General features: G+C 48.3%; 24 protein-coding genes. 5 read left to right on the top strand and 19 right to left on the bottom strand.

What is annotated here, in order from left to right; all coding sequences use genetic code 11:
- Window positions 1–23 precede the first annotated feature (23 nt).
- Window positions 24–275 carry a hypothetical protein gene (locus DFR28_RS09420; RefSeq protein ID WP_113954076.1) on the top strand — a complete coding sequence of 84 codons (252 nt, stop codon included), beginning with the start codon at window positions 24–26 and terminating at the stop codon, window positions 273–275.
- Here DFR28_RS09420 and DFR28_RS09425 read toward each other — a convergent pair.
- Window positions 272–1,546 (bottom strand): NADH:flavin oxidoreductase/NADH oxidase family protein, encoded by a 1,275-nt coding sequence (locus tag DFR28_RS09425; protein WP_211316941.1) that lies wholly within the window; start codon window positions 1,544–1,546, stop codon window positions 272–274. The genes DFR28_RS09420 and DFR28_RS09425 overlap by 4 nt on opposite strands.
- Window positions 1,543–2,679, bottom strand: coding sequence for an alkaline phosphatase (locus tag DFR28_RS09430; RefSeq protein WP_113954077.1), 1,137 nt, complete (start codon window positions 2,677–2,679; stop codon window positions 1,543–1,545). The genes DFR28_RS09425 and DFR28_RS09430 overlap by 4 nt, the downstream gene beginning before the upstream one ends.
- 134 nt (window positions 2,680–2,813) lie before the next feature.
- Here DFR28_RS09430 and DFR28_RS09435 point away from each other — a divergent pair, with 134 nt between their 5' ends.
- Together DFR28_RS09435 and DFR28_RS09440 are read left to right on the top strand one after the other, a co-directional pair.
- Window positions 2,814–4,157, top strand: coding sequence for a M20/M25/M40 family metallo-hydrolase (locus DFR28_RS09435; protein ID WP_113954556.1), 1,344 nt, complete (start codon window positions 2,814–2,816; stop codon window positions 4,155–4,157).
- Window positions 4,158–4,207: 50 nt separating this feature from the next.
- Window positions 4,208–4,600: a DoxX family protein gene (locus tag DFR28_RS09440; protein WP_113954078.1), complete on the top strand. Its 393-nt coding sequence runs from the start codon at window positions 4,208–4,210 to the stop codon at window positions 4,598–4,600.
- A gap of 97 nt (window positions 4,601–4,697) precedes the next feature.
- Here the strand turns inward: DFR28_RS09440 and DFR28_RS09445 are convergent, their stop codons facing one another.
- The 6 genes from DFR28_RS09445 to DFR28_RS09470 all read right to left on the bottom strand — a co-directional run bounded on the left by DFR28_RS09445 (window position 4,698) and on the right by DFR28_RS09470 (window position 9,471).
- The gene (locus DFR28_RS09445) at window positions 4,698–4,916 is read right to left on the bottom strand and encodes a TIGR02450 family Trp-rich protein (RefSeq protein WP_113954079.1); all 219 of its coding nucleotides are present in this window, start codon (window positions 4,914–4,916) and stop codon (window positions 4,698–4,700) included.
- A gap of 34 nt (window positions 4,917–4,950) precedes the next feature.
- Window positions 4,951–5,304 (bottom strand): TfoX/Sxy family protein, encoded by a 354-nt coding sequence (locus tag DFR28_RS09450; RefSeq protein WP_113954080.1) that lies wholly within the window; start codon window positions 5,302–5,304, stop codon window positions 4,951–4,953.
- Window positions 5,305–5,333: 29 nt separating this feature from the next.
- Entirely contained in the window at window positions 5,334–6,290 is a 957-nt protein-coding gene (locus tag DFR28_RS09455) for an SDR family oxidoreductase (protein WP_211316943.1), read from the bottom strand.
- 134 nt (window positions 6,291–6,424) lie between these two features.
- Complete coding sequence (locus DFR28_RS09460) at window positions 6,425–8,515, bottom strand: M13 family metallopeptidase (protein WP_113954082.1); 2,091 nt, start codon at window positions 8,513–8,515, stop codon at window positions 6,425–6,427.
- A 193-nt stretch (window positions 8,516–8,708) separates the two neighbouring features.
- On the bottom strand, window positions 8,709–9,029 hold the full coding sequence (locus DFR28_RS09465) for an MGMT family protein (protein WP_113954083.1): 321 nt from the start codon (window positions 9,027–9,029) through the stop codon (window positions 8,709–8,711).
- A gap of 28 nt (window positions 9,030–9,057) precedes the next feature.
- Window positions 9,058–9,471, bottom strand: a complete 414-nt coding sequence (locus DFR28_RS09470; protein WP_113954084.1) for a DUF1761 domain-containing protein — start codon at window positions 9,469–9,471, stop codon at window positions 9,058–9,060.
- A gap of 196 nt (window positions 9,472–9,667) precedes the next feature.
- Here DFR28_RS09470 and DFR28_RS09475 point away from each other — a divergent pair, with 196 nt between their 5' ends.
- Complete coding sequence (locus DFR28_RS09475) at window positions 9,668–10,792, top strand: M14-type cytosolic carboxypeptidase (RefSeq protein ID WP_113954557.1); 1,125 nt, start codon at window positions 9,668–9,670, stop codon at window positions 10,790–10,792.
- Window positions 10,793–10,800: 8 nt separating this feature from the next.
- Here the strand turns inward: DFR28_RS09475 and trxC are convergent, their stop codons facing one another.
- The 10 genes from trxC to DFR28_RS09525 all read right to left on the bottom strand — a co-directional run bounded on the left by trxC (window position 10,801) and on the right by DFR28_RS09525 (window position 19,534).
- On the bottom strand, window positions 10,801–11,247 hold the full coding sequence (gene trxC / locus DFR28_RS09480; protein WP_113954085.1) for a thioredoxin TrxC: 447 nt from the start codon (window positions 11,245–11,247) through the stop codon (window positions 10,801–10,803).
- A gap of 171 nt (window positions 11,248–11,418) precedes the next feature.
- On the bottom strand, window positions 11,419–11,703 hold the full coding sequence (locus tag DFR28_RS09485) for a hypothetical protein (protein WP_113954086.1): 285 nt from the start codon (window positions 11,701–11,703) through the stop codon (window positions 11,419–11,421).
- Window positions 11,704–11,946: 243 nt separating this feature from the next.
- The gene (locus DFR28_RS09490) at window positions 11,947–13,035 is read right to left on the bottom strand and encodes an SMP-30/gluconolactonase/LRE family protein (RefSeq protein ID WP_211316945.1); all 1,089 of its coding nucleotides are present in this window, start codon (window positions 13,033–13,035) and stop codon (window positions 11,947–11,949) included.
- Window positions 13,036–13,043: 8 nt separating this feature from the next.
- The gene (locus DFR28_RS09495) at window positions 13,044–13,808 is read right to left on the bottom strand and encodes an SDR family oxidoreductase (protein ID WP_113954088.1); all 765 of its coding nucleotides are present in this window, start codon (window positions 13,806–13,808) and stop codon (window positions 13,044–13,046) included.
- A gap of 107 nt (window positions 13,809–13,915) precedes the next feature.
- Complete coding sequence (locus DFR28_RS09500) at window positions 13,916–14,437, bottom strand: DUF1993 domain-containing protein (RefSeq protein WP_113954089.1); 522 nt, start codon at window positions 14,435–14,437, stop codon at window positions 13,916–13,918.
- 60 nt (window positions 14,438–14,497) lie between these two features.
- Entirely contained in the window at window positions 14,498–14,839 is a 342-nt protein-coding gene (locus tag DFR28_RS09505; RefSeq protein WP_113954090.1) for a zinc ribbon domain-containing protein YjdM, read from the bottom strand.
- Between the two features lie 127 nt (window positions 14,840–14,966).
- Window positions 14,967–16,895 carry an acetate--CoA ligase gene (gene acs / locus DFR28_RS09510; protein WP_113954091.1) on the bottom strand — a complete coding sequence of 643 codons (1,929 nt, stop codon included), beginning with the start codon at window positions 16,893–16,895 and terminating at the stop codon, window positions 14,967–14,969.
- Window positions 16,896–16,910: 15 nt separating this feature from the next.
- Window positions 16,911–17,489 (bottom strand): hypothetical protein, encoded by a 579-nt coding sequence (locus DFR28_RS09515; RefSeq protein ID WP_147250983.1) that lies wholly within the window; start codon window positions 17,487–17,489, stop codon window positions 16,911–16,913.
- A 51-nt stretch (window positions 17,490–17,540) separates the two neighbouring features.
- Window positions 17,541–19,277, bottom strand: coding sequence for a sodium:solute symporter family protein (locus DFR28_RS09520; RefSeq protein WP_113954093.1), 1,737 nt, complete (start codon window positions 19,275–19,277; stop codon window positions 17,541–17,543).
- A gap of 2 nt (window positions 19,278–19,279) precedes the next feature.
- Window positions 19,280–19,534, bottom strand: coding sequence for a DUF4212 domain-containing protein (locus DFR28_RS09525; RefSeq protein ID WP_113954558.1), 255 nt, complete (start codon window positions 19,532–19,534; stop codon window positions 19,280–19,282).
- A gap of 73 nt (window positions 19,535–19,607) precedes the next feature.
- On the opposite strand from DFR28_RS09525, the gene DFR28_RS09530 reads away from it, so the two are divergent.
- On the top strand, window positions 19,608–20,306 hold the full coding sequence (locus tag DFR28_RS09530) for a response regulator transcription factor (RefSeq protein ID WP_211316946.1): 699 nt from the start codon (window positions 19,608–19,610) through the stop codon (window positions 20,304–20,306).
- 40 nt (window positions 20,307–20,346) lie between these two features.
- On the opposite strand, the gene acuI is transcribed toward DFR28_RS09530, so the two are convergent.
- The gene (acuI, locus tag DFR28_RS09535) at window positions 20,347–21,339 is read right to left on the bottom strand and encodes an acrylyl-CoA reductase (NADPH) (protein ID WP_113954095.1); all 993 of its coding nucleotides are present in this window, start codon (window positions 21,337–21,339) and stop codon (window positions 20,347–20,349) included.
- Window positions 21,340–21,355 lie beyond the last annotated feature (16 nt).

Consider the following 21,355-nt stretch of genomic DNA (forward strand, 5'->3'; position numbering starts at 1 on the left):
CCATCAACAGACCGGTCTTGATCATGGCGTTTGAACTCCACAACTCATCGGTTAAAGCATTTTTAGTGCCTAACCACAGCTGGGTTAACGTCAAACTACGTGGCGAAGAGCAGCTCCTCAGCGGCTGGCGCTATCGAGGCTTTGATGACAGCCAACTGTTTATATTGTTATCAAAACAAGACCGTTCGCGGTGGTTGCCAGTGACATCGATCTCATTTATTGAACACATTACAGAGCCTACTGACACCGAAAGCAATCCTAGCATCGCTGATTAGCGAGCGCGCTTACGCCGCAGGTTAAGACGAAAATCATTAACCATATGCTTCACAAAAGCCCTGAACACACCCAAATCAGTTTGCACTGACTGCCCCCTGGCTAAGCGTATTATTTGCCAGTAGTAGAACCCTACCTGACCAAAACTATTAATCGACTTGACCAGCGTTGAGCGACTGTTTTCGCCCCAAAATCCACGACCTAAAACCAGACCGCTTTCGTAGGTATCAACCTGCGCGATTGACTCGTTTTGAATTTGGTTAACCAAATCCGGTTGAGTGCAAAAGGGACGAGCTAGCCCAACAATATCAAGCTCACCATCAGCAAGAGCATCTTGCATCACCGACGAACTCCGAAACCCACCGGTGACCATTAATGGAATTTTTGCGGCCGATTTTATCGCTTTGGCATAATCAAGAAAGTATGCTTCGCGTTTGCGCGTACTGTCACGCACATCTTGTGGCTCAGCCCCGAGTAAACTCAACTGCTCATAATTGCCACCAGATATCTCTAACAAGTCTAAGCTATCCTCAGCCAGCCAGGTGGCGACCTGGATACACTCCTCAACGCTGAAGCCGCCCTTCTGGAAGTCAGCCGAATTCAATTTAGCCGCAACCGGAAAGTTAGGGCCAACTGCCGCACGTACTGCCTGTATGATACGACGTGCCAGACGGGCACGATTTTCCAAGCTACCGCCCCATTGGTCATTGCGTTTGTTTACCAGTGGGTTGAGGAATTGGCTAATCAAGTAACCGTGCGCGCAGTGCACTTGCACACCGGTAAAACCACCTTGCTGTGCAAGTTTCGCAGTCGTCGCAAAACGTTGTATTACGTCTTCAATGTCGTCCTCACTCATTGCTCGAGGACGAGAAAAATTACCCAATATCTGTAATTGCACTTCGGACGGCGCTAACGGTTGATTATTGACCATGCGCGGACACTGGCGACCGGGATGATTAATTTGCATCCAGAGCTGATTACCTTGCACGGTGCCGCAGCGGGCCCAGTCTTGTAATTCAGCCATCGCTCGATCATCGTCTAACACCACATTACCGGCGCGCTCAAGATAACGGCGATCGACCATGACGTTGCCACTGATCAACAAACCAGTTCCGCCCTGCGACCATGTTTTATACAATCGATTTAGCTCAGCAGTCGGATTATCATGCGGGTCGGCTAAACCCTCAGTCATGGCACTCTTACCAAACCGGTTAGCTAAGGTGACCCCGCATGGCAGGGTCAACTCAGAGTACAGACTATTTACCGCGCTCACTCAATACCCATCGCTTGCAGGATCTTCTTATGCACATCGGTATTTTCGTAAACCCCAGCAAATCGCTCAGAACCCGGCCCATAGGCAAATACCGGAACCATCGCCGACGTGTGACCTCGAGTGCTAAACTGATGACCGGCCTCGGTATAAGATGTTTCACCGTTTTCATCAGGATCAGCCGCTAGTGTCAGGCCACCGGTTTCGTGATCGGCCGTCACAATAACGAGCGTATTACCGTCGGCAATCGCGAAATCCAATGCTTTACCAATGGCTTCATCAAAGTCATACAGCTCGGAAATCACATACTCATGGTTGTTTTCGTGGCCGCCCCAATCAATTTGTGAGCCCTCAATCATCAAAAAGAAGCCATGCTCTGTGCGTGAACGCAGGTGACGAATAGACGTTGGCACCGAGCGCGACAAGATATCACCACGACCTTTCGCGACTGATTCAGCATGACCGTCAGCAATAAAATACCCGACCTTGCCTTTGGCCTTACCAAGAGCCGACAAGCTGTCAACAAAGGTAAAACCCGACGCGGTCATCTCATCAATAAGATTGCGGTCATCCACTTTGCCTCGATTCGGGTCAGTGCGATTTTCAAAGTGGCTACGCCCACCGCCAATAAACAGATCTAACGGCGCTTTTTTCATATGTGTCGCGATCTGATAGTAGTTTTCTCGACTATCTTCATGCGCGTAAAAACTTGCTGGCGTAGCATGCGTAATGGTTGATGTGGCGACCAAGCCAGTGGCATAACCTTTATTGCCTAATAGCTCGAGAATGGTTTCGGTTGAGCGATTATGCTTATCGACCGCAATCGCTCCATTATACGTTTTTATACCGGCGGAAAAAGCCGTGGCGCCAGCCGCGGAGTCGGTGATTTGCTCAGTCGCACTACTAGTTTTAATCAAGCCAACCGTTTCAAAACGCTCTAGCTCAAGGGCTTGGCGACGAGCTTGCATCGCCGCGGATATCTGTGTAACCCCCATTCCATCGCCAATCATCAGGATGACATTTTGCGTAGTTCCAGGCGCAACGTCGCTTGAAAGCTGAACTGGTTTATTTGAATCTGATCCACAACCAGCTAATAAAGCCAGCGAGATCACACTAAGAATGGGGATGAATTTCATAATGACCGTGCCAATAACGAGTGAAATAAAGGAGATAATAATATCTGATTTTAGTGCGAATTAGTCCGATGGTGGACATTAACCCGCAGGTTCAATATCTTACCGTAACGGATGATCATCACCAAACTGTGACAATGACTCAATTTTTTACTGGCTTAACTCTCTATTTTTGTTTAACCCTGCTGGCAATTGGTGGCGAATCAGCCCTCATTCCCGACAAAGACTCCACTAAACAGAAACTCGTCACGTTCATTGATCAAAACTTAACAGTTGCGACCGCACGCTTAGAGCAGGCCGTTAACATTAATAGTGGCACCCTTAATCTTGCCGGTGTAAAACAGGTCGGCCAATTTTATCAGTCTCAATTTAACGCAATCGGATTTCAGACTCACTGGGTAGATGGCCAATCATTTGGGCGCGCAGGTCATCTCGTCGCCGAACACCTATCCAAGCACACCAATGCGCCCAAGATTTTATTGATTGGCCATTTAGACACCGTATTCGCACCGGCTGACGCTTTTCAACAATATCGCCCAATCGACGAGCGTTATGTGGCGGGCCCAGGCATTACCGATATGAAAGGTGGCAATAGCATTATTTTGCTTGCATTAGGCGCACTTCAAGCCAGCGGCACACTCGACCAGTTGAGCATCAAAGTGGTGTTAACTGGTGACGAAGAACGCAGTGGAGAACCACTCAGCAAGTCCAAGGCCGCTCTAATCGACGCCGCTAAATGGGCTGACATCGCACTAGGTTTTGAGGACGGCGATAGCGATATAAAAACTGCGGTGATCGCGCGTCGCGGGTCAGTATCGTGGGAACTTAACGTCAGCGGTAAACCGGCACATTCATCACAGATATTTCAACCCGAGGTCGGCGCAGGTGCAATATTTGAAACGGCAAGAATTCTCAATGAATTTCGCGAAGGGCTTTCTGACTACGGTGAACTCACGTTTAATCCCGGACTAATGCTTGGCGGCACAGAAGTTGAATATGATGAGCAATCAGCCAGTGGCCGCGCGTTCGGCAAAAGCAATGTTATTGCGCAGACCACTAAAGTAACCGGTGGGTTAAGGGCACTAACTCCAGACGAACTCGCGCATGCGAAACAGGTAATGCAAAATATTGTTCAACAAAACCTGCCACATACTTCGGCCACTCTGGTGATCGATGATGGCTACCCGCCGATGGCGCCGACAGCTGGCAACCGCAACTTGCTTGCACTATATAGTGCCGCCAGCGAATCACTCGGATTCGGCCCTGTAATTGCCGTTAACCCCCGCAACGCCGGCGCCGCGGACATTTCATTTACTGCCGAATACGTCACCATGAGTTTAGATGGCTTAGGCCTAATGGGCAGTGGCGGGCATACCAAATATGAAATTGCGGACATGCAAAGCTTCGGCACTAATGCCAAGAAAGCCGCCGTGCTGCTGTATTACTTGTCACAGCACAAAACTGATCCAACTGAGTTATAGTCAATCAGCTACTCGTAACCACCAATTAACTCGCAACGCGGCGAATCACTATGAACCAATTATTAAAACGCTTCGACAACGTATATTTCATCATCGGCCACAAGTTGTTGGGCTTATATTTTTTCGTTCCAGGCGTTATGAAAATAGTCGACTACCAAAACACACTAACACTCATGGTGAGCAAAGGCGTGCCGCTAGCGAATGCGCTATTGCCGGTCACAATTTTGTTACAGGTAGGCTTAGGACTGTCGATTATTGTGGGCAAAAATCTACGCATTAGCGCGCTCATACTATTTGGGCTGACGATCCTAATTAATGTCTTTATTCACAACTTCTGGTCACTTAGTGGCGACCCAAGCCAGGCTCACGAAATGCAGAATTTCATTAAAAACTTGGCGATTGCAGCCGGATTATTGGTGCTGGCTTCGAAAGGCAAAGATTAGCTGTTAAGTTCGGCTTACTACTACCTGCAGCTAAGGACTTACTACTACCTGCAGCTAAGGGCTTACTATTACCCGCGGCGAAGGGCTTATGACTGGTTTAGCGGCTCCAACCGCTCTGCCATTGTGTGGAATCCGCTAAATCTCGCCACTTAATATGTGACTGACGTCGACTCAATACGGCCTCTATCACGCAATCGACTATCTGCTCTTCTTCATCACGGTCAATACGCACTACTAAAAAGTGTTTCTCTTTATTCTCCGGATTGAGTTTAGTCCATTTGCTGTTTAATAATTTCTTAGTGCTGAGAGTCGACATAGTGCAAAGCCCTATAGATTAATTTACCCAAAGCTCAGTTGCGCTTTTTGCGTCGCGACGGCTGTTTGGCTGCAGATCGCAACGCAGAGGAGTAACTTAGATTAGCCCAATATGACGCTCGCTCAGGGTCATCATAAATTTCCTCAGGTGCCAAATAATAAGGCATCTTCATCTTTTTCCCGTCTTTATCGAACTCAAATGGCACACAGCCAGCAGCGACAAATTCCGGCAATGAAGTGGGGTCGGTCTTCATAAATAACTGATCATCTGCGACTAATCCAAACATAAGATCATCATGGTAAATACCATGCCCACCAAACATTCGCCGACTTCGAATGGCACCGAACTCAGCGAACACCTCATGTAAAAATTCAACGAACTGGCTCATATATTAAGCGCACCGCGTGTCATCAAACTCTAATTGCTTTCAACGAGCTTTTGTTGTTCCTGCTGCAACATTTCGATCAATTTGGCGGAATCAAACTGATGCTTCTGCCCCTGATTAAGTTGCAGTGCTTTCTGAAGTGCTTTTCGAACAGTAGTTTCCGCCTGAGACGCTTGGTCAACCACCATATAGCGACGTTTCGGTTTGTCGCTCTGCATAATGTCTAACGCTGCCTCGGCAACAGCTAACGGATCAGCACCTTTGGTCACCATTTCCAAGCCCTGCAGCATACCCTCGCGCTCTTGTGTATAGCGCGTTTCGGCTGACCAGTAGTCGCGAGCTAACATGCGCTTCTTGGCCGTGTTGCCGATTTGCGATGCATAGTTACCCGGTTCAATAACGCTAACCGTTACACCAAAGCGCATCATCTCAACCGCTAGTGCATCGGTAAACGCCTCAATCGCGTGCTTACTCATGCTGTAGTGACCAAACATTGGGCCTGCCAGCGTACCAGCAATCGACCCCGTCGTGGCGATGCGACCTTTACTCTCAATAATTAGAGGAGAAAATGCTTGAGTAACACGATATGGACCCAACACATTTACGTTCAATTGATACTCCAATTCAGCCACGTCGACTTCGATAATCGGCCCAAACACCGCCACACCGGCGTTGTTGATCAAACCAAACAGGCCGCGCCCCTTTTGCTTAACGGTTTCGACCGCGGCATCTATCTCAGCAGGCACCAGCACATCAAGCTTGATAGCTTCAACATTTGGCATTGCTTCAAGTCGCTTTAAATCTTCAGGCTTACGCGCTCCAGCGTAAACTAGAAAACCGTTTTGAGATAACACCTCAGTCATTCTTAAACCAAGACCAGAACTGGCACCAGTGATTAGCACTGGCTTTAGCGGGGCTGAGGCTTGCGAATAGGCGGACGCGGAAAAGCTAAAGAGTAAGGCAATCAAACAGTATTTTAATATCGGCACGGGCGCCCTCATTGAGTTCGTTATTATTTTAATAGTATAGCGGGTCTTAAGTGCAACATGAGTGCACAAGGATTTGACCCGCCACAAGCAAGAAAGCCACTGTGACAGTGGCTTTCTTTAACTATTTCATCACGCTACCAGATCTTAACGCGCTGGGCTGGTGGCAAATACATGGCGTCGCCCTCTTTCACATCAAAAGCTTGATAGAATTCATCCATATTGGAGAGCGCTCCTAGTGCTCGGAACTCGCCTGGTGAATGAGGGTCAGTCGCCACGCGATTTCGCATAGCTTCTTCAACTATTTTTGAGCGCCAAATTTGAGCGAAGCCGATAAAGAACCGTTGATCGCCGGTTAATCCGTCAATAATTGGCGCTGGCTTACCCTGCAACGATGCGTGGTACGCTTTATAGGCAATCGTGACACCTGACAAATCTCCGATATTTTCACCAAGAGTAAGCTCGCCATTGACGTTAAGGTCATCAAACACTTTATAGCCGGCGTATTGCTCAACCAAATTAATTCCTCGCTTTTGGAACTCGGCTAAATCGTTTTCGGTCCACCAATTACGTAAATTTCCATCCGCATCGTATTTGCTACCTTGGTCGTCAAAACCATGGCCCATTTCATGTCCAATAACCGCGCCGATACCACCGTAGTTAACCGCATCGTCCGCCGCCATATTAAAGAACGGAGGCTGAAGAATAGCGGCCGGAAAAACAATCTCATTGCGGGTTGGGCTGTAATAAGCATTAACCGTTTGCGGCGTCATACCCCATTCCCACTTTTTAATTGGCCCACCTAATTTGTCGATTTCCTGTTGCTCGCTGAACTTCTTAGCGCGCATGATATTACCGACCAGATCATTGTCTCGAATTGTAAGTGCTGAATAATCTTGCCACTGATCTGGGTAGCCGATTTTTGGCGTAAACGCGGCAAGCTTCACCTGAGCGGCCTGCTTAGTCTCGCTCGACATCCAGTCCAACCGGTTGATACTTTGCGCATACGCGCTACGCAGATTTTCCACCAAGCCAGTCATTCGAGACTTTGCCTCAGGCTTGAAATGCGCATCTACATAGACCTTACCAATCACTTCCCCAAGATTACTGTTGACCACTGCCACGCCGCGCTTCCAACGCTCACGCTCCTCTTGCCGTCCGCTCAGCTGCTTTGAGAAAAAATCGAAATCTTCGGCATCGAGTGCCGCAGGCAAATAACTCGCAAACGCGCTTAAAGTATGGAACGTCAGGAATTGCTTCCAATCGTCAACACTTGATGCCGCGAACACCTTGCCAAAGCCTTCAATAAAGCTCGGTTGATTGATAATAATCGTCGCTTGATCTTCAATCCCTTGCGCTTGTAAGAACGTTTGCCAAGCAAACTTATCGCTGAGTTCAGTTAACTTTTCAGTGGCGTACTTGTTATAGCGTTTTTCGCTGTCACGGCTCTCGACACGAGTCCAATGATGCTTGGCTAAACTGGTCTCTAACGCCATTATCGCGGTTGCTGCTTCGGCGCCTCCGCTAAGCCCAGCCAACTCATACATTTTGGCGATATGTGCAACATAGCCATCACGCAATTTTGCAAAACGCTCACCATCATTCAGGTAGTAGTCCTGATCTGGCAAACCTAGCCCACCTTGCCATATATGCGCGGCGTAGCGAGTCGATTCTTTGGCATCAATGCCAATCCACACGCCCAATGGATTAGTGATTCCGAGGTAACCGTATTCACCAAAAAATTTAGCCAAACCATCTTTGTCTTCAATTTCGTTAATAATATCTAAGACCGGTTGAATTGGTTGCATACCCGCTGCTTCAATCAACTCAGTGTCCATAAATGAGCGATATAGGTCGGCAACCTTTTGCTCATCGGATCCAGCCTGCAAGTCTGTCTGTTTGGCTAGCGTGGCGATTAATTGCTTAACATCTTCGTCGGCGGCATCTCGCAGATCATAGAATGAACCAATCGACGTTTTATCAGCAGGTATCTCGTTATTTGCCAGCCAGGCGCCGTTTACATAGCGGTAAAAATTATCTTGTGGACGCACCGATGTATCAAAATTAGTCAGCTCAATGCCTGAAGCGATTGCCACCGGCGCCTCCTTGACAGACAAGGTTTCAGCAGCTGGATTAACTTGAGATGGCACACTATTGTCAGGTGCCTGATCGCATGCGCCCAGCAACAGCAACGGCATGCACATAGCGCCAGTAAAAAATGATTTCATGGTAGTTCCTATCGATAATTATTTAACGTGGTGTATTTTTCGTGGGCGTGCGAGTACTGCACGATTAGACGCCCGATTTTTATAAGATGCGAACTCGCCTTAAAACGTCGCAGCTTTTTCGTTCTTTTATACAAAACCATGGCATACCGATAAAAATCACGACTATTGAACAGCTGTCCCGCACACCATCCGTTCAATGATTTGCGTCGGGTACCCATTGATAGCTCTTCAGGTCAATCCGCCCATTCAATTCAAACTCAACGCCCTCGTCCTCTAACAATATTTGCTGGTAATCTTCATAATCGGAGACCGCACGTCGGCTAATTTCGCCGCGCGCGTTGACCACACGATGCCATGGAACATCGTGCCCGGCTGGCAGAGCTGCCAACGCATAGCCCACTTGACGTGCATACCGCGGCCGATCAATGAGCTTGGCTATCTGACCATAAGTAACCACCTTACCTTCGGGAATAGATCTGACCAGGTCGTATACCTGTTGATAATAACTGGTCATAGTTAGCTCATGCTAAATACTCTAGATACTATGCGCTCAACCACGCGTGCACTATTCCCATGGCCGTATAAAAAAGTAGCCAGTAACCTGCATCAATACAAAATAAGACTTTGGATTTTTGTGAAAACAAATAATTAGTGCCGATCGCTGGCAGAATAAAGCCCGCCGCTATGCCAGTTGCTGTAAGTACTTTCACGGTAAAAGACAAATCCACCGCATATGAGGTAAAGGTATGAGCCAAGGTCCAAGAAGCCAACAGACTAAACGCCAACGCGCCACCATAAATAGCGGCCATATTGCCGCTTTTGATTTGCTCTTCGGTAAGCCCTACCGCGCCCATCCATTTTTTACCCATTACCGGCCCGTACCAAATACCACCAACCACGAAGCCCATTACTGCAGCGGCAATCACCGCAACCCAATCTACTGAAAATATATTCATCCGAATGTCCTCTGCTAGATAAACCAGTGAATCACACAACGCAACGCATCGTTGCCCAATAAATACTATACAAGAAAATATTGCGCCACTAATCAAAAATACCCCATAACAAGGCGTCGCAATGACGAGTGCGAGCGATTACACTATCGTTTTTTGACTAAACTCATTTCACGAAAAGAGCTATATCATGAGCGTAATCCAAATCTCAGACCAATTCGATTCCGGCAGTATCGACGTCATTGACGCGACTGACGCCAATAACATCCAGCTCGCGATCCGCAAAGATAATGCTGCCGATTTCTTACAGTGGTTTCACTTTCGCATTGATGGTGAAGTCGGCCAAGTATGCAAAATCCATATTACTAACACGGGCGAATCGTCCTATGTTGGAGGCTGGCCTGAATACGACGTATGCACCTCTTGGAATCGACAAGACTGGTTCCGTACGCCTTGCACTTATGCCGACGGAGTTCTCAGTTTCGAAATCGAGTTGCATCAGAATAGCGTCTATTTTGCCTATTTTGCGCCGTACAGCTACGAGCGACACCTCGACCTATTAGCATGGGCTCAAAGTGACGAGCGCGTTGGCAATCAAACCTTAGGTTCAACCTTAGATGGCCGTTCAATGAGCTTACTGCGTATATCTGACTGCGCAACGCCTAAGCGAAAGGTATGGGTAATCGCTCGCCAACATCCTGGCGAAACGATGGCTGAATGGTTTGTCGAAGGATTTCTTCATGCACTATTAGATGTTGATAACCCACTGGCGAATAAACTACTGCAGGACACCGCATTCTATGTGGTACCGAATATGAACCCAGACGGTTCGGCACGCGGAAATTTGCGCACCAATGCGGCTGGCGCTAACTTAAATCGCGAATGGGAATCACCGTCGATGACAAGCAGTCCAGAAGTCTTCTTAGTTCGCGAAAGAATGCTTAAAGAAGGTGGCGACTTGTTCTTGGATATTCATGGCGACGAAGAATTACCTTACAATTTCGTAGCGGGATGTGAGGGGAATCTGGGTTACGATGCTCGGCACGCCGCACTGGAATCGACCTTTAAGAATGCTTATATGGCGATCTCTCCAGACTTTCAAGATACTCACGGATACCCGAAAGATGAGCCCGGCAAAGCGGATATGCGAATTGCTGCCAACTGGTTGGGCGAGCAGTTCAAAACCCTATCCTTTACGATCGAAATGCCATTTAAAGACAATGCCGACTTGCCCAATCCGTATACTGGCTGGTCGCCTGAAAGAAGTGCGCAACTAGGCCGTGATGTATTGTTTCCAGTGAACGCCGTATTGGCATCACTGTAAGCGGTCGTTCATTTACCAACCGGCTGGCCATTCTGGGCCAGCCATTGCTTAAGCTGCTTGAGCGATAGCGCACCGGACACACGAGCCACCTCACGACCACCTTTAAACAGAATAAGTGTTGGTATCGAGCGAATCTGCCACCGCGTAGCGACACTCTGATGCTCCTCTGTGTTGAGCTTAGCCAAGCGCAAATGGGGTTCAAACTCGCTCGCTGCTTGTTCAAAAATCGGCGCAAAATTACGACATGGGCCACACCAAGGAGCCCAACAATCGACTAGCACTGGCGTTTCATTATGTTGCATCAAGCTGCCGACATTAGCGGCAGTCAACACCATTGGCTTACCTTGGAACAGTCCAGTTTTGCACTTACCGCATTTAGGGTGATCGCCAAGTCGTTCAGTAGGCAAGCGATTGCTGGCCAAACACTTTGGGCACGTAATAGTTGTTGTATTCATGTTCTTGACTATGGGGCTGAATCTGCCTGAGTTCAAGAATCAATCCCAATAATACTTATCAAACCAGTCTCAGCGACGCACATTGCTCACACACAAAAAAGCCAGGATAACAAAGGTTACCCTGGCTAGGCTTCGCGGCTCCTGCGCGAGTATGATGGTTATCAGTATTGACTAATTGTTTTCGCCTGGCGCATTGAGCATTTTTTCGTGCTTTTTGAGTTTTTCCTCTAAGTCCTTGAGCGCCTTGTACTCTTCGTTACTCAACGCGGAGCGTTCAGCCTCGGTCATTTCAGAGAGTAGTTTATCCGCTTGCTTAACTTCACCTGTCAACGGATCGACGTAAGTCCGCTGCATTTTGTCCGACTGCTCGGCATAGACACTACCGCTGCCCACTGCCAGTAGCGTGGCCAAACAAGTAGCTAATAAAGGCTTGATAATCTTAGATGTGGTGTTCATGGGTATCCTCATATAGTTTTCTGTTAGAAAAAATGCTGATGTAGGGTCAGCGATAAGGAGTGTAGACGTTGAAAATAGGCCCTGCTCGAACTCTAAAAAGGACTTAACTTGACACTTGCATGGATTAAATTCAGGTTAGAAATGAAGCTCAATAGTTAATATTGTATTCGCCGTAAACACGCAACAAACCAGCACTTGGGATATCCAAGATTAAATATTAATGATTGATTTTATTGTGTTTATTTAATTTATCGGTAGATCTTTTTTCGCATAACGAGCGAGAAATGGCGCAGTAAGACTGGTAACAAACAAAAAGTCATCCGACTCAGCGACGCCGGTGGTGGTAAACACTTCACCATCGGGGGCATGTAAATTCTCCATTACCTGGCCGTCCGCATCAATTGCTATCACCATGCCATAAGCTCCCACCTGTGGACGCATCGAAGCCGGCAAACGTTGTACTATTTTCCGCACAAATGGCTTTTGTGAGAGATCATCTAAGATTGCCGACCTCGGTGCGGTGAGCCCAATCCAGTAACGGCCATTTAGGCCACGATGAATATTATCTGGAAAGCCGGGAATATTGTCGATAATCACCTCGGACTGACCCGCTTTAGCACCGTTAAGCCACAGTTTATGAACCCGATATTCGCCAGTCTCAACCACCAATAAGAACTCGCCTGTGGCATCCATTGCCACACCGTTGGCAAAAGTTAGCCCATCTAGTACAACAGAACTCACTCCAGACTTCGGGTCGTACATAATAATTCGACCGTTGTCACTATGCTCCATAATATCGAGTAAGCTAGCCTCTAAAGTGCCTAACGATGCCTTGGCACCAAAACGCGTTGAAGCATCACTAAAATAGACTTTGCCATCCGGTGCAACCACAACATCGTCGGCATAACGAACGGGCACGCCGTTAGTTTCAGTAACCAAGGTAGCGACTTGCCCCTGCGGCGAAATTTTCTGTAAGCCAAGGTAAGCATTGGCAACCCAAAGATTGCCATCGGCATCAAAATCTACGCCCAGTGGACGACCACCTAGATCAACCCAACGCTCAGGCTCAGACGCAGCAGCTGACCAACGAAGAATCCATCCCTCATGAGTCGTTGCATATAAGCGCCCCATTGCGTCAAAAGCGGCGGCTTCCGGCCCGTGCAGACCTGTTAACGGCAGCGCCGTGAAGTCGCGCAATTTTTGGTTTGGTTCAAATTTCCCGACATATCCAAGTGAACTGGGCGCGTCCCACGCTTGAGGTTCAACCGGTGTTGGCCACAACGTCAGATACAACGCACCGAGCACTAAGATCAGCGCGAGAAATTTGAACATGAGTTTCATTAGAGGGTAAACCCTCCGTCTACCACAATGCATTCACCGGTGGTGTAACTACTCGCATCAGACGCCAGATACAGCACCGTGCCAGCCATCTCATCAGGTTCAGCATGTCGTGCCATGGGAATCGTTGCCATCGCCATCTTATGCATCTTTTCATTTTCAAATAAAGCACCAGCAAACTTAGTCTTAGTCAATCCTGGCAACAATGCATTGACGCGAATATTGTGGCGAGCGCACTCTTTTGCAAACGCTTTGGTCATATTGATTACGGCGGCTTTGGTAATGGAGTAGATGCCTTGCTGATGCCCAGGTTGCAGACCATTGATTGACGCCGTATTAACGATACAACCACCACCAGCGTCCCGCATCATTTTGCCTGCCTCTACCGACATAAAGAAATAACCACGAATATTGACATCAACCGTTTTGTTAAACGCTCCGAGGTCCGTATCCAAAATATCACCAAAATAGGGGTTCGCTGCAGCATTGTTGACCAAAATATCTAACTTACCGTGCTTTGCCTTAATTGCCGCAAAGGTAGCGGTAATATTGTCCATATCGCCAATATGGCACGCCATGGCCTCAGCAGAACCACCGGTTGCTTTGATCGCAGCAACCACTTCTTCACAAGACTCGGCGCGGCGACTGGAGACAATCACATGTGCACCTTGCTCAGCAAACAGTTTAGCAATGGACTCGCCAATACCGCGGCTAGCGCCAGTAACTAAGGCAATTTTGCCGGTAAGATCGAATAGATTAGTGGACATACTTACTCCTGAATTTTATTTGAAAGGTCGAGTGCCATACACCGGCGGATAGGTGTATGGCATACCGTGGCATAAACGCGTAACGGTGATTGGCGAGATGTTTAAGGTTACGTTCCGATACGCATGCGGCCAAGATAATCGGCTTTGGCTAAAGGTACGCCATTGTGACGTAAGATGTCGTAAGCCGTGGTCGTATGGAAATACAAATTAGGCAATGAAAACGACATAACAAAATTTTCAGCGGTGAACGGAAGCTCGTAATCCTTGAATTTAAACAGCATGGACTTACCGCCCAATTCATTAACATCGGCTTTCGATAAATTAGTTAGCTCAGCTTTAGTTTCCAGTAGCAATGCCTGCAAGCCCGCATAATCGTGTGGCTCGGTAGTACTTGGCGGCGAGAATACACCTTCGCGAATGCCTTCCAACGCGCCCAATGTATGCAGCTCGACACAATTTACTTGAAACAGTAGCGGCAACATATCTTCGTGCAAACGCGCTTTTACGAAGTTATCAGCATCAAGGTTATGTTCAGAGGCATATTGCATGCCTTTATTCATAACCGTAATCATACCGTTAACTGCCTGCAGGTATGACCCGACACTTAAATCATAGAAAGATGTACTCATTTTACGGATCCGTTTTAAGATTAATCGATGATGCGGTGAGCAATACAGCTACTCAAGGCACTAATTCTTTTTGACCACGCTCGACTTAAGTTTCATAGAACCAAAGCCATCGATTTTGCAATCAATGTCATGACCATCAACAATAAATTCAGGATCCAATACGCGAATATTTTTAACTTTGGTGCCGACCTTAACGACTGACGAACTCCCTTTAACCTTTAAGTCTCGAATCACCGTGACAGCATCGCCGTCGTTCAGCACATTGCCATTTGAGCAACGGACTTCGTGTACTTCTTCGGCTGCATTTGCGTTCCATTCGTGGCCACATTCAGGACACACCAACATAGCTCTGTCTTCATAAGTGAACTCAGATTGGCATTTAGGACAAGGCGGGGTAGACATGGTTATTCTTAATCACATATTGGTTTTTAGAGGCGATAGTATCGCAGCTCTTAGGCAATCTGACAAAGTTTGTTCCGCCACCACTATGCCCCCACTGCTATAACGCAGTGGGGCACGGACTCCTATCCTATCGGGTTTTAGTCAAATCTTCGACCACTCCTGGGTCTGCAAGCGTGCTGATATCACCAAGATTAGAGAAATCGTCCTCAGCAATCTTGCGCAAAATTCGCCGCATAATCTTGCCCGAGCGGGTCTTTGGTAGACCGGGTGCCCAATGAATAATATCAGGGGTTGCGACCGGCCCAATCTCACTTCGCACGTGCTTAATCAACTCCGCTTTGAGGGCGTCGCTATACACTTGCCCCGACATTAGTGTGACGTAGGCATAAATACCTTGCCCCTTTATGTCGTGCGGGTACCCCACTACAGCGGCCTCGCTCACGGTCTCATGCAAAACTAAGGCACTCTCTACCTCGGCGGTTCCCATACGGTGGCCAGAAACATTAATAACATCGTCAACACGACCAGTAATCCAGTAATAGCCGTCCTCGTCTCGACGGCAACCATCGCCGGTGAAATAGTACCCTGGGTACATCGAGAAGTAGGCGTCGTAAAACCGCTTCGGATTATTGTAAACGCCGCGCATCTGACCCGGCCAAGATCGTGGTATCGCCAAGTTTCCAGACGCCGCGCCCTCTAATACCTGGCCTTCATCGTCCAATAATACTAACTCTACACCGAAGAACGGTAAGCCTGCGGAACCTGGTTTAGTTGCCGTAGCACCAGGCATCGATACCAACATGGTTCCACCGGTTTCAGTCTGCCACCAAGTATCAACAATCGGACATTTACCATGACCAACTTTGTGGAAATACCACTCCCACGCCTCAGGGTTAATTGGCTCACCAACAGTGCCGAGAATGCGAATACTGCTGCGCGATGTGTTCTCAAGAAACTCATCACCAGCGCCCATCAATGCACGCAAAGCGGTCGGCGCGGTATAGAAAATATTAACTTGATGCTTATCAACCACTTGCCAAAACCGGCTGGCATCGGGATACGTCGGCACACCTTCAAACACCAGCGTGGTCGCGCCATTACACAACGGACCGTAAGTGAGATAGGTATGGCCGGTTACCCAGCCAATATCCGCAGTGCACCAGTAGACTTCGCCTTCTTGATAATCAAATACGTATTTGAATGTCATTGCCGCGGTCAGTAAGTAGCCGCCGGTGGTGTGCAGTACGCCCTTTGGTGTGCCAGTTGACCCAGATGTGTACAAAATAAACATCGGATCCTCTGCATCCATCACTTCAGGTTCACATTGAGTCGCCTGTTTCGCCACGATAGTTTGGTAGTCGATATCTCGACCCTCTTGCCAGCCGACCTGATTACCCGTCACCTTGCATACCAACACATGTTCAATCGATGGTGTTTCTTCGCAGGCTTTATCGACATTGGCTTTTAACGGAATTGGTTTAGCACCACGTAAGCCTTCGTCGGCAGTAATCACCAACTTGCACTCGGAATCGTTAATCCGACCGCGTAACGCCTCTGGAGAGAAACCACCGAACACTACTGAGTGAACCGCGCCCACGCGTGTACAGGCCAGCATCGAGTAAATCGCTTCAGGAATCATCGGCATATACAAACACACTCGATCGCCTTTTTTGATTCCGAGCTCACGCAGCGCATTCGCCAACTGGCAAACATTGTCGTGTAATTCTTGATAGCTGATCCGCTCGCTTGCATTGGGATCATCTCCTTCCCAAATTATCGCTGTTTGATTAGCTCGTTCCGGTAGATGGCGGTCTATGCAATTGACCGACACATTCAGTTTTCCGCCGCTGAACCACTTAATATCAGCCTTATGGAAATCGAACTCGCTTACTTGGTCCCAGCGTTCAAACCAATCGAGATGCTCCTCGGCCTGTTCAGCCCAAAACCCATCGGAATCGTCTAACGAGCGCCGATACTTTTCTTGATATTGTTCTTGGGTCAAATGGGTCGTCGCTTTGATCGACTCAAATACGGGATAGATTTTTGCTTCACTCATGATTATCTCCGCTCGTTACTTTCTAAAATCTTTATTGAAGGATGTTTGGTACGTGCTGAACCCCATTGTGGTTTCAGCGTAGTAATGTGCTTGGTTGGCTAGTAATGCCAATCTAACGGTTGTTTCTGCATCGGCCGACACCGTCAACGGCAGAGACCACTCTAGACCAGCAGCGTCGTTTGGCTCGAACATCACCGGTTCGGTTTCATTTCCATCGGCGGTGAGAAAACCCGCGGTCACCTGCTGCAATGGATTATTGCTAACCAGAACTAAGCGCTGATCGTCTTCCAGCTGAGTCACCGATATGCTGGATATGAACTCCGCATTCACTAGGTCACATTTACCGCTAGTAAAACGACAATTTGATTTAGCAAGCAATGGATACGCTTGCCCTGGAACCGCGACTGACGGCGTCTCTTTTACCAATAAGTCAACTAAGTAATAGCTGCCCACCGCTAAAATCGGCGCAACTATCATGGCGGTAATGACGTGCTTGTTGCTGAAAAAACTCACCGAGTTGATAACCTCATTGCTTAAATACTCTGGTTTAAGGAACTTACCCTCCACCAATATGGGGAGGGTAAGTTTTGCCACTTTTGTTACGCCGTTGGCAAACTAACGATTGCCACTGGCGGCGCTCAACACTTAATGCGCGACCGCTGAACCTTCACCAACCGGTGAGCGGACATAGTCGACTAAGTCTTGAATCTCTTTAGGCGGTGGCGCTGTCATCTTACATACTACGACGGCCACAACTAAGTTCACAAGCGCACCGACAGCACCAAACGCATTCGGCTCAATACCGAAGAACCAATTCGGGCTCATATCACCTAAAAAGCTGGTGCTCTGAACGAACATGATGCCCTTATGCTGGAACACATAGAATAACGTCACACCGATGCCCGACAACATGCCAGAGATCGCACCAGCGGTATTCATACGCTTATAGAAGATACCTAACATCAAAGCTGGGAAAATCGACGACGCAGCCAAACCGAAAGCTAGCGCGACGGTTCCTGCCGCAAAATCCGGTGGATGGAAGCCTAGGTAACCGGCCGTCAGTACGGTAAACGCCATAGCCACACGTGACGCATTCAGCTCACTCTTCTCAGAAATATCAGGCTTAATGATGCCTTTGAGTAAGTCATGCGAGATCGCCGATGAAATTGCCAACAATAAGCCTGCCGCTGTAGACAAGGCCGCGGCCAATCCGCCCGCGGCCACCAAGGCAATCACCCAGTTTGGTAACTTAGCGATTTCAGGGTTAGCCAATACCAAGATGTCGTTATCAATCTTGACCATTTCATTGACTGACTTATCGGCGCTGTACTGAATAAGCCCATCGCCGTTTTTGTCTTCATACTCTAACAGCCCGGTCTTTTCCCAGTTTTTAAACCACTGAGGACGTTCATCATAAGCTAGGTAAGTACCTGGTGTCGGTTCAATTGTGCTCATCAGGTTTAGTCGAGCCATACCAGCAACAGCCGGAGCGGTGGTGTACAAAATCGCTATAAAGACCAATGCCCAACCCGCTGATTTACGCGCGTCCTTAACACTTGGCACAGTGAAAAATCGAATGATTACATGTGGTAGACCCGCCGTACCGATCATCAACGACATGGTGTACATGAACATATTGAGCGTACTACCCCTGGTCGAGGTCGTGTATTCCGCAAAGCCGAGTTCGGTCACCACTTGATTCAGTTTATCCAGCACGTATGTACCATCGGTCAGCAAGGTGCTGCCTAAACCAAGTTGTGGAATCGGATTGCCGGTCAATGACAAAGAGATAAAAATAGCCGGAATGGTATACGCAAAAATCAGCACCACATATTGTGCAATTTGCGTATAAGTGATTCCTTTCATGCCACCCATAACCGCATAGATGAAAACAATCACCATACCCGCTGTCAAGCCAGTCTCGTAAGTCGTTTCAAGGAATCGACTAAATGCCACACCAATGCCTTTCATTTGCCCGATTACATAGGTAACCGAGGCAATGATTAAGCAAATCACCGCGACCACACGAGCTGCCTTGGAATAGTAGCGATCGCCAATAAACTCAGGAACCGTAAACTTGCCAAACTTACGCAAATACGGAGCCAGGCACATGGCTAACAGAACATAGCCGCCAGTCCAGCCCAATAGGAACACCGAGCCGCCGTAGCCTTGATAGGAAAACCCGATCAAGCCAGCCATTGAGATAAACGAAGCCGCTGACATCCAATCTGCTGCGGTTGCCATACCGTTTGAAATCGGGTGAATACCACCGCCAGCAACGTAGAAATCTTTCGTCGACCCGGCTCGAGCCCAGAACGCGATGCCAACGTACAATGCAAACGTTAGGCCAACAACAATATAGGTTAAGGTTTGTAGTTCCATGATCAGTCACCTCCCGCGGAAAACTCATCATCCAAGTCACTCATTTTCTTCGCATAGTAGAAAATAAGCACCACGAACATATAAATCGCGCCTTGTTGGGCGATCCAAAATCCAAGCGGATAACCGCCCAGTCGAAATTGGTTTAGCACGTCGACGAAAACTATTCCGCCGAGGAACGGCACAACAAACCAAATCGCCAGCAGCTTCAAGATCAAACTTACGTTGGCTTTCCAATAAGCCTCAGCTTTGTCTTTCATGGCAGATTTCTCCATCACTATTATTATAAGAAGTTGCAGTGTACGCCTTCGACTAGGTCGCGAGTATTCGACTATGGTAGTACGACCCTTGCGTTGTACTAAGCCTGATCGCTATAGTGTGCACATGACCCTTACCGTGCTTATTGCTGATGATCATCCCCTGTTTCGAGAAGCGCTCGCAGGAATTGTGTTGATGGAATTACCAGGCGCCGACATCCAACACGCGGAGGACTATGCCGAAGCACGCGCAGCACTCGCAGCCAACTCTATCGACTTAGCCTTTGTGGATCTCAATATGCCCAATTCGCATGGCCTTACCGATTTGGCGTTGCTGGCTAAGATGCATCCTAATGTGCCAATTATTGTGGTGTCAGCACACGAGGAATCCGACGTTATTCGCGCCTGCATTCAACATAAGGCATCGGGCTACATTATAAAATCAGCCAGCCCCAGTGAAATAAAACAAGCGATTACCAGCGTGTTAAATGGCGACATTCACGTACCGCTCGATATTGACCTAAGCCAGACTCAAGAAGATCAACATTCGGATGCCGCGAATCGCATTAGCTCCCTGACCCCGTCGCAACTGAAAGTCTTGATCGAGGTCGGTAAAGGCAAACTAAACAAGCAAATCGCCTACGATTTATCTATCTCTGAAGCTACCGTAAAAGCGCACATCACCAGCGTGTTTAAAAAACTCGGCATTAACAATCGCACACAGGCAGTGTTATTCGCGCAACAACATCAGGCCAAGAACCCGAGAATCCGCTAGCTCTAACGCTTGATAATAACCGGCCAAAAGCGGTTAACGGTTAACGGTTAACATCAACCACGATTCGCCCAACCAGATTACCGGCCAGCAAATCGCTCGCTAGCTTGGGAATATCACTCATCGGCTCTACTTTATATACCGTCTGTAGCTGCTCCATATTGAGATAGCGCGCTAAATCATCCCAAGCTCGCTGCCGGCGCTCCAGGCTCGCCATCACTGAGTCAATACCGCGTAGGGTCACACCACGCAAAATAAATGGCATCACCGTGCTGGGTAAATCAACCCCACCGGCCAGCCCACACGCAGCCACAATACCTTCTCGATTGGTGCGCGCTAGCAAGGTCGCCAAAGTGCGACTACCAACTGAATCCACCGCCCCGGCCCATTGCTCTTTCTCTAGTGGTTTTGCCTTGGCGTCCAAATCGGCTCGATCAAGTATGCGTGAAGCCCCTAAAGATCGAAGGTAATCATGCGTCGATTCACGGCCTGATACCGCCACTACCTCAAAGCCAAAGGTTGATAATAATGATATCGCGACAGAACCAACCCCTCCCGACGCGCCAGTCACCACAATAGGACCATGACTGGGCGTTAAACCATGATCTTGTAAGGCGTGCACACACAGCATAGCCGTGTAGCCCGCGGTACCAATCGCCATAGCCTGCTCGGCACTGAATGCCTCAGGAATCTTCACCAGATAGTTTGACGACACCGATTGAAACTGTGTGTATCCGCCCCACTCCGTCTCAGACAGGCCAAAACCGTTCACCAACACTCGATCGCCGGACTGCCAAGCCGACGACTTGGATTCAACCACAATACCCGCCAAATCGATACCGCACACCATCGGGAGCCGCCGGCAAATTGGGCTGGCTCCGGTGACTGCCAAGGCATCTTTATAATTGAGCGTCGAGTAGTCTATTTTGACCAACACCTCGTTGTCTGGCAATTCTGACCGACTCAACTGCTCTAGCGCGACTCGGTAACCCGCGTCATCAGAGCGTGCGACAATGGCGTTAAAAGTTGATTGCATAATATTTCTCCAGATT

This window comes from Arenicella xantha, from assembly GCF_003315245.1.
GTDB classification, from domain to species: Bacteria; Pseudomonadota; Gammaproteobacteria; order Arenicellales; family Arenicellaceae; genus Arenicella; species Arenicella xantha.

What these genes read in the sequence shown, in the direction of transcription:
- DFR28_RS09420 (WP_113954076.1), top strand. Translation starts at nt 24, where the DNA reads ATGGCGTTTGAACTCCACAACTCATCGGTTAAAGCATTTTTAGTGCCT.
- DFR28_RS09430 (WP_113954077.1), bottom strand. Translation starts at nt 2,679, where the DNA reads ATGAAATTCATCCCCATTCTTAGTGTGATCTCGCTGGCTTTATTAGCT.
- DFR28_RS09435 (WP_113954556.1), top strand. Translation starts at nt 2,814, where the DNA reads ATGACTCAATTTTTTACTGGCTTAACTCTCTATTTTTGTTTAACCCTG.
- DFR28_RS09440 (WP_113954078.1), top strand. Translation starts at nt 4,208, where the DNA reads ATGAACCAATTATTAAAACGCTTCGACAACGTATATTTCATCATCGGC.
- DFR28_RS09445 (WP_113954079.1), bottom strand. Translation starts at nt 4,916, where the DNA reads ATGTCGACTCTCAGCACTAAGAAATTATTAAACAGCAAATGGACTAAA.
- DFR28_RS09450 (WP_113954080.1), bottom strand. Translation starts at nt 5,304, where the DNA reads ATGAGCCAGTTCGTTGAATTTTTACATGAGGTGTTCGCTGAGTTCGGT.
- DFR28_RS09460 (WP_113954082.1), bottom strand. Translation starts at nt 8,515, where the DNA reads ATGAAATCATTTTTTACTGGCGCTATGTGCATGCCGTTGCTGTTGCTG.
- DFR28_RS09465 (WP_113954083.1), bottom strand. Translation starts at nt 9,029, where the DNA reads ATGACCAGTTATTATCAACAGGTATACGACCTGGTCAGATCTATTCCC.
- DFR28_RS09470 (WP_113954084.1), bottom strand. Translation starts at nt 9,471, where the DNA reads ATGAATATATTTTCAGTAGATTGGGTTGCGGTGATTGCCGCTGCAGTA.
- trxC (WP_113954085.1), bottom strand. Translation starts at nt 11,247, where the DNA reads ATGAATACAACAACTATTACGTGCCCAAAGTGTTTGGCCAGCAATCGC.
- DFR28_RS09485 (WP_113954086.1), bottom strand. Translation starts at nt 11,703, where the DNA reads ATGAACACCACATCTAAGATTATCAAGCCTTTATTAGCTACTTGTTTG.
- DFR28_RS09490 (WP_211316945.1), bottom strand. Translation starts at nt 13,035, where the DNA reads ATGTTCAAATTTCTCGCGCTGATCTTAGTGCTCGGTGCGTTGTATCTG.
- DFR28_RS09495 (WP_113954088.1), bottom strand. Translation starts at nt 13,808, where the DNA reads ATGTCCACTAATCTATTCGATCTTACCGGCAAAATTGCCTTAGTTACT.
- DFR28_RS09500 (WP_113954089.1), bottom strand. Translation starts at nt 14,437, where the DNA reads ATGAGTACATCTTTCTATGATTTAAGTGTCGGGTCATACCTGCAGGCA.
- DFR28_RS09505 (WP_113954090.1), bottom strand. Translation starts at nt 14,839, where the DNA reads ATGTCTACCCCGCCTTGTCCTAAATGCCAATCTGAGTTCACTTATGAA.
- acs (WP_113954091.1), bottom strand. Translation starts at nt 16,895, where the DNA reads ATGAGTGAAGCAAAAATCTATCCCGTATTTGAGTCGATCAAAGCGACG.
- DFR28_RS09520 (WP_113954093.1), bottom strand. Translation starts at nt 19,277, where the DNA reads ATGGAACTACAAACCTTAACCTATATTGTTGTTGGCCTAACGTTTGCA.
- DFR28_RS09525 (WP_113954558.1), bottom strand. Translation starts at nt 19,534, where the DNA reads ATGAAAGACAAAGCTGAGGCTTATTGGAAAGCCAACGTAAGTTTGATC.
- DFR28_RS09530 (WP_211316946.1), top strand. Translation starts at nt 19,608, where the DNA reads ATGGTAGTACGACCCTTGCGTTGTACTAAGCCTGATCGCTATAGTGTG.
- acuI (WP_113954095.1), bottom strand. Translation starts at nt 21,339, where the DNA reads ATGCAATCAACTTTTAACGCCATTGTCGCACGCTCTGATGACGCGGGT.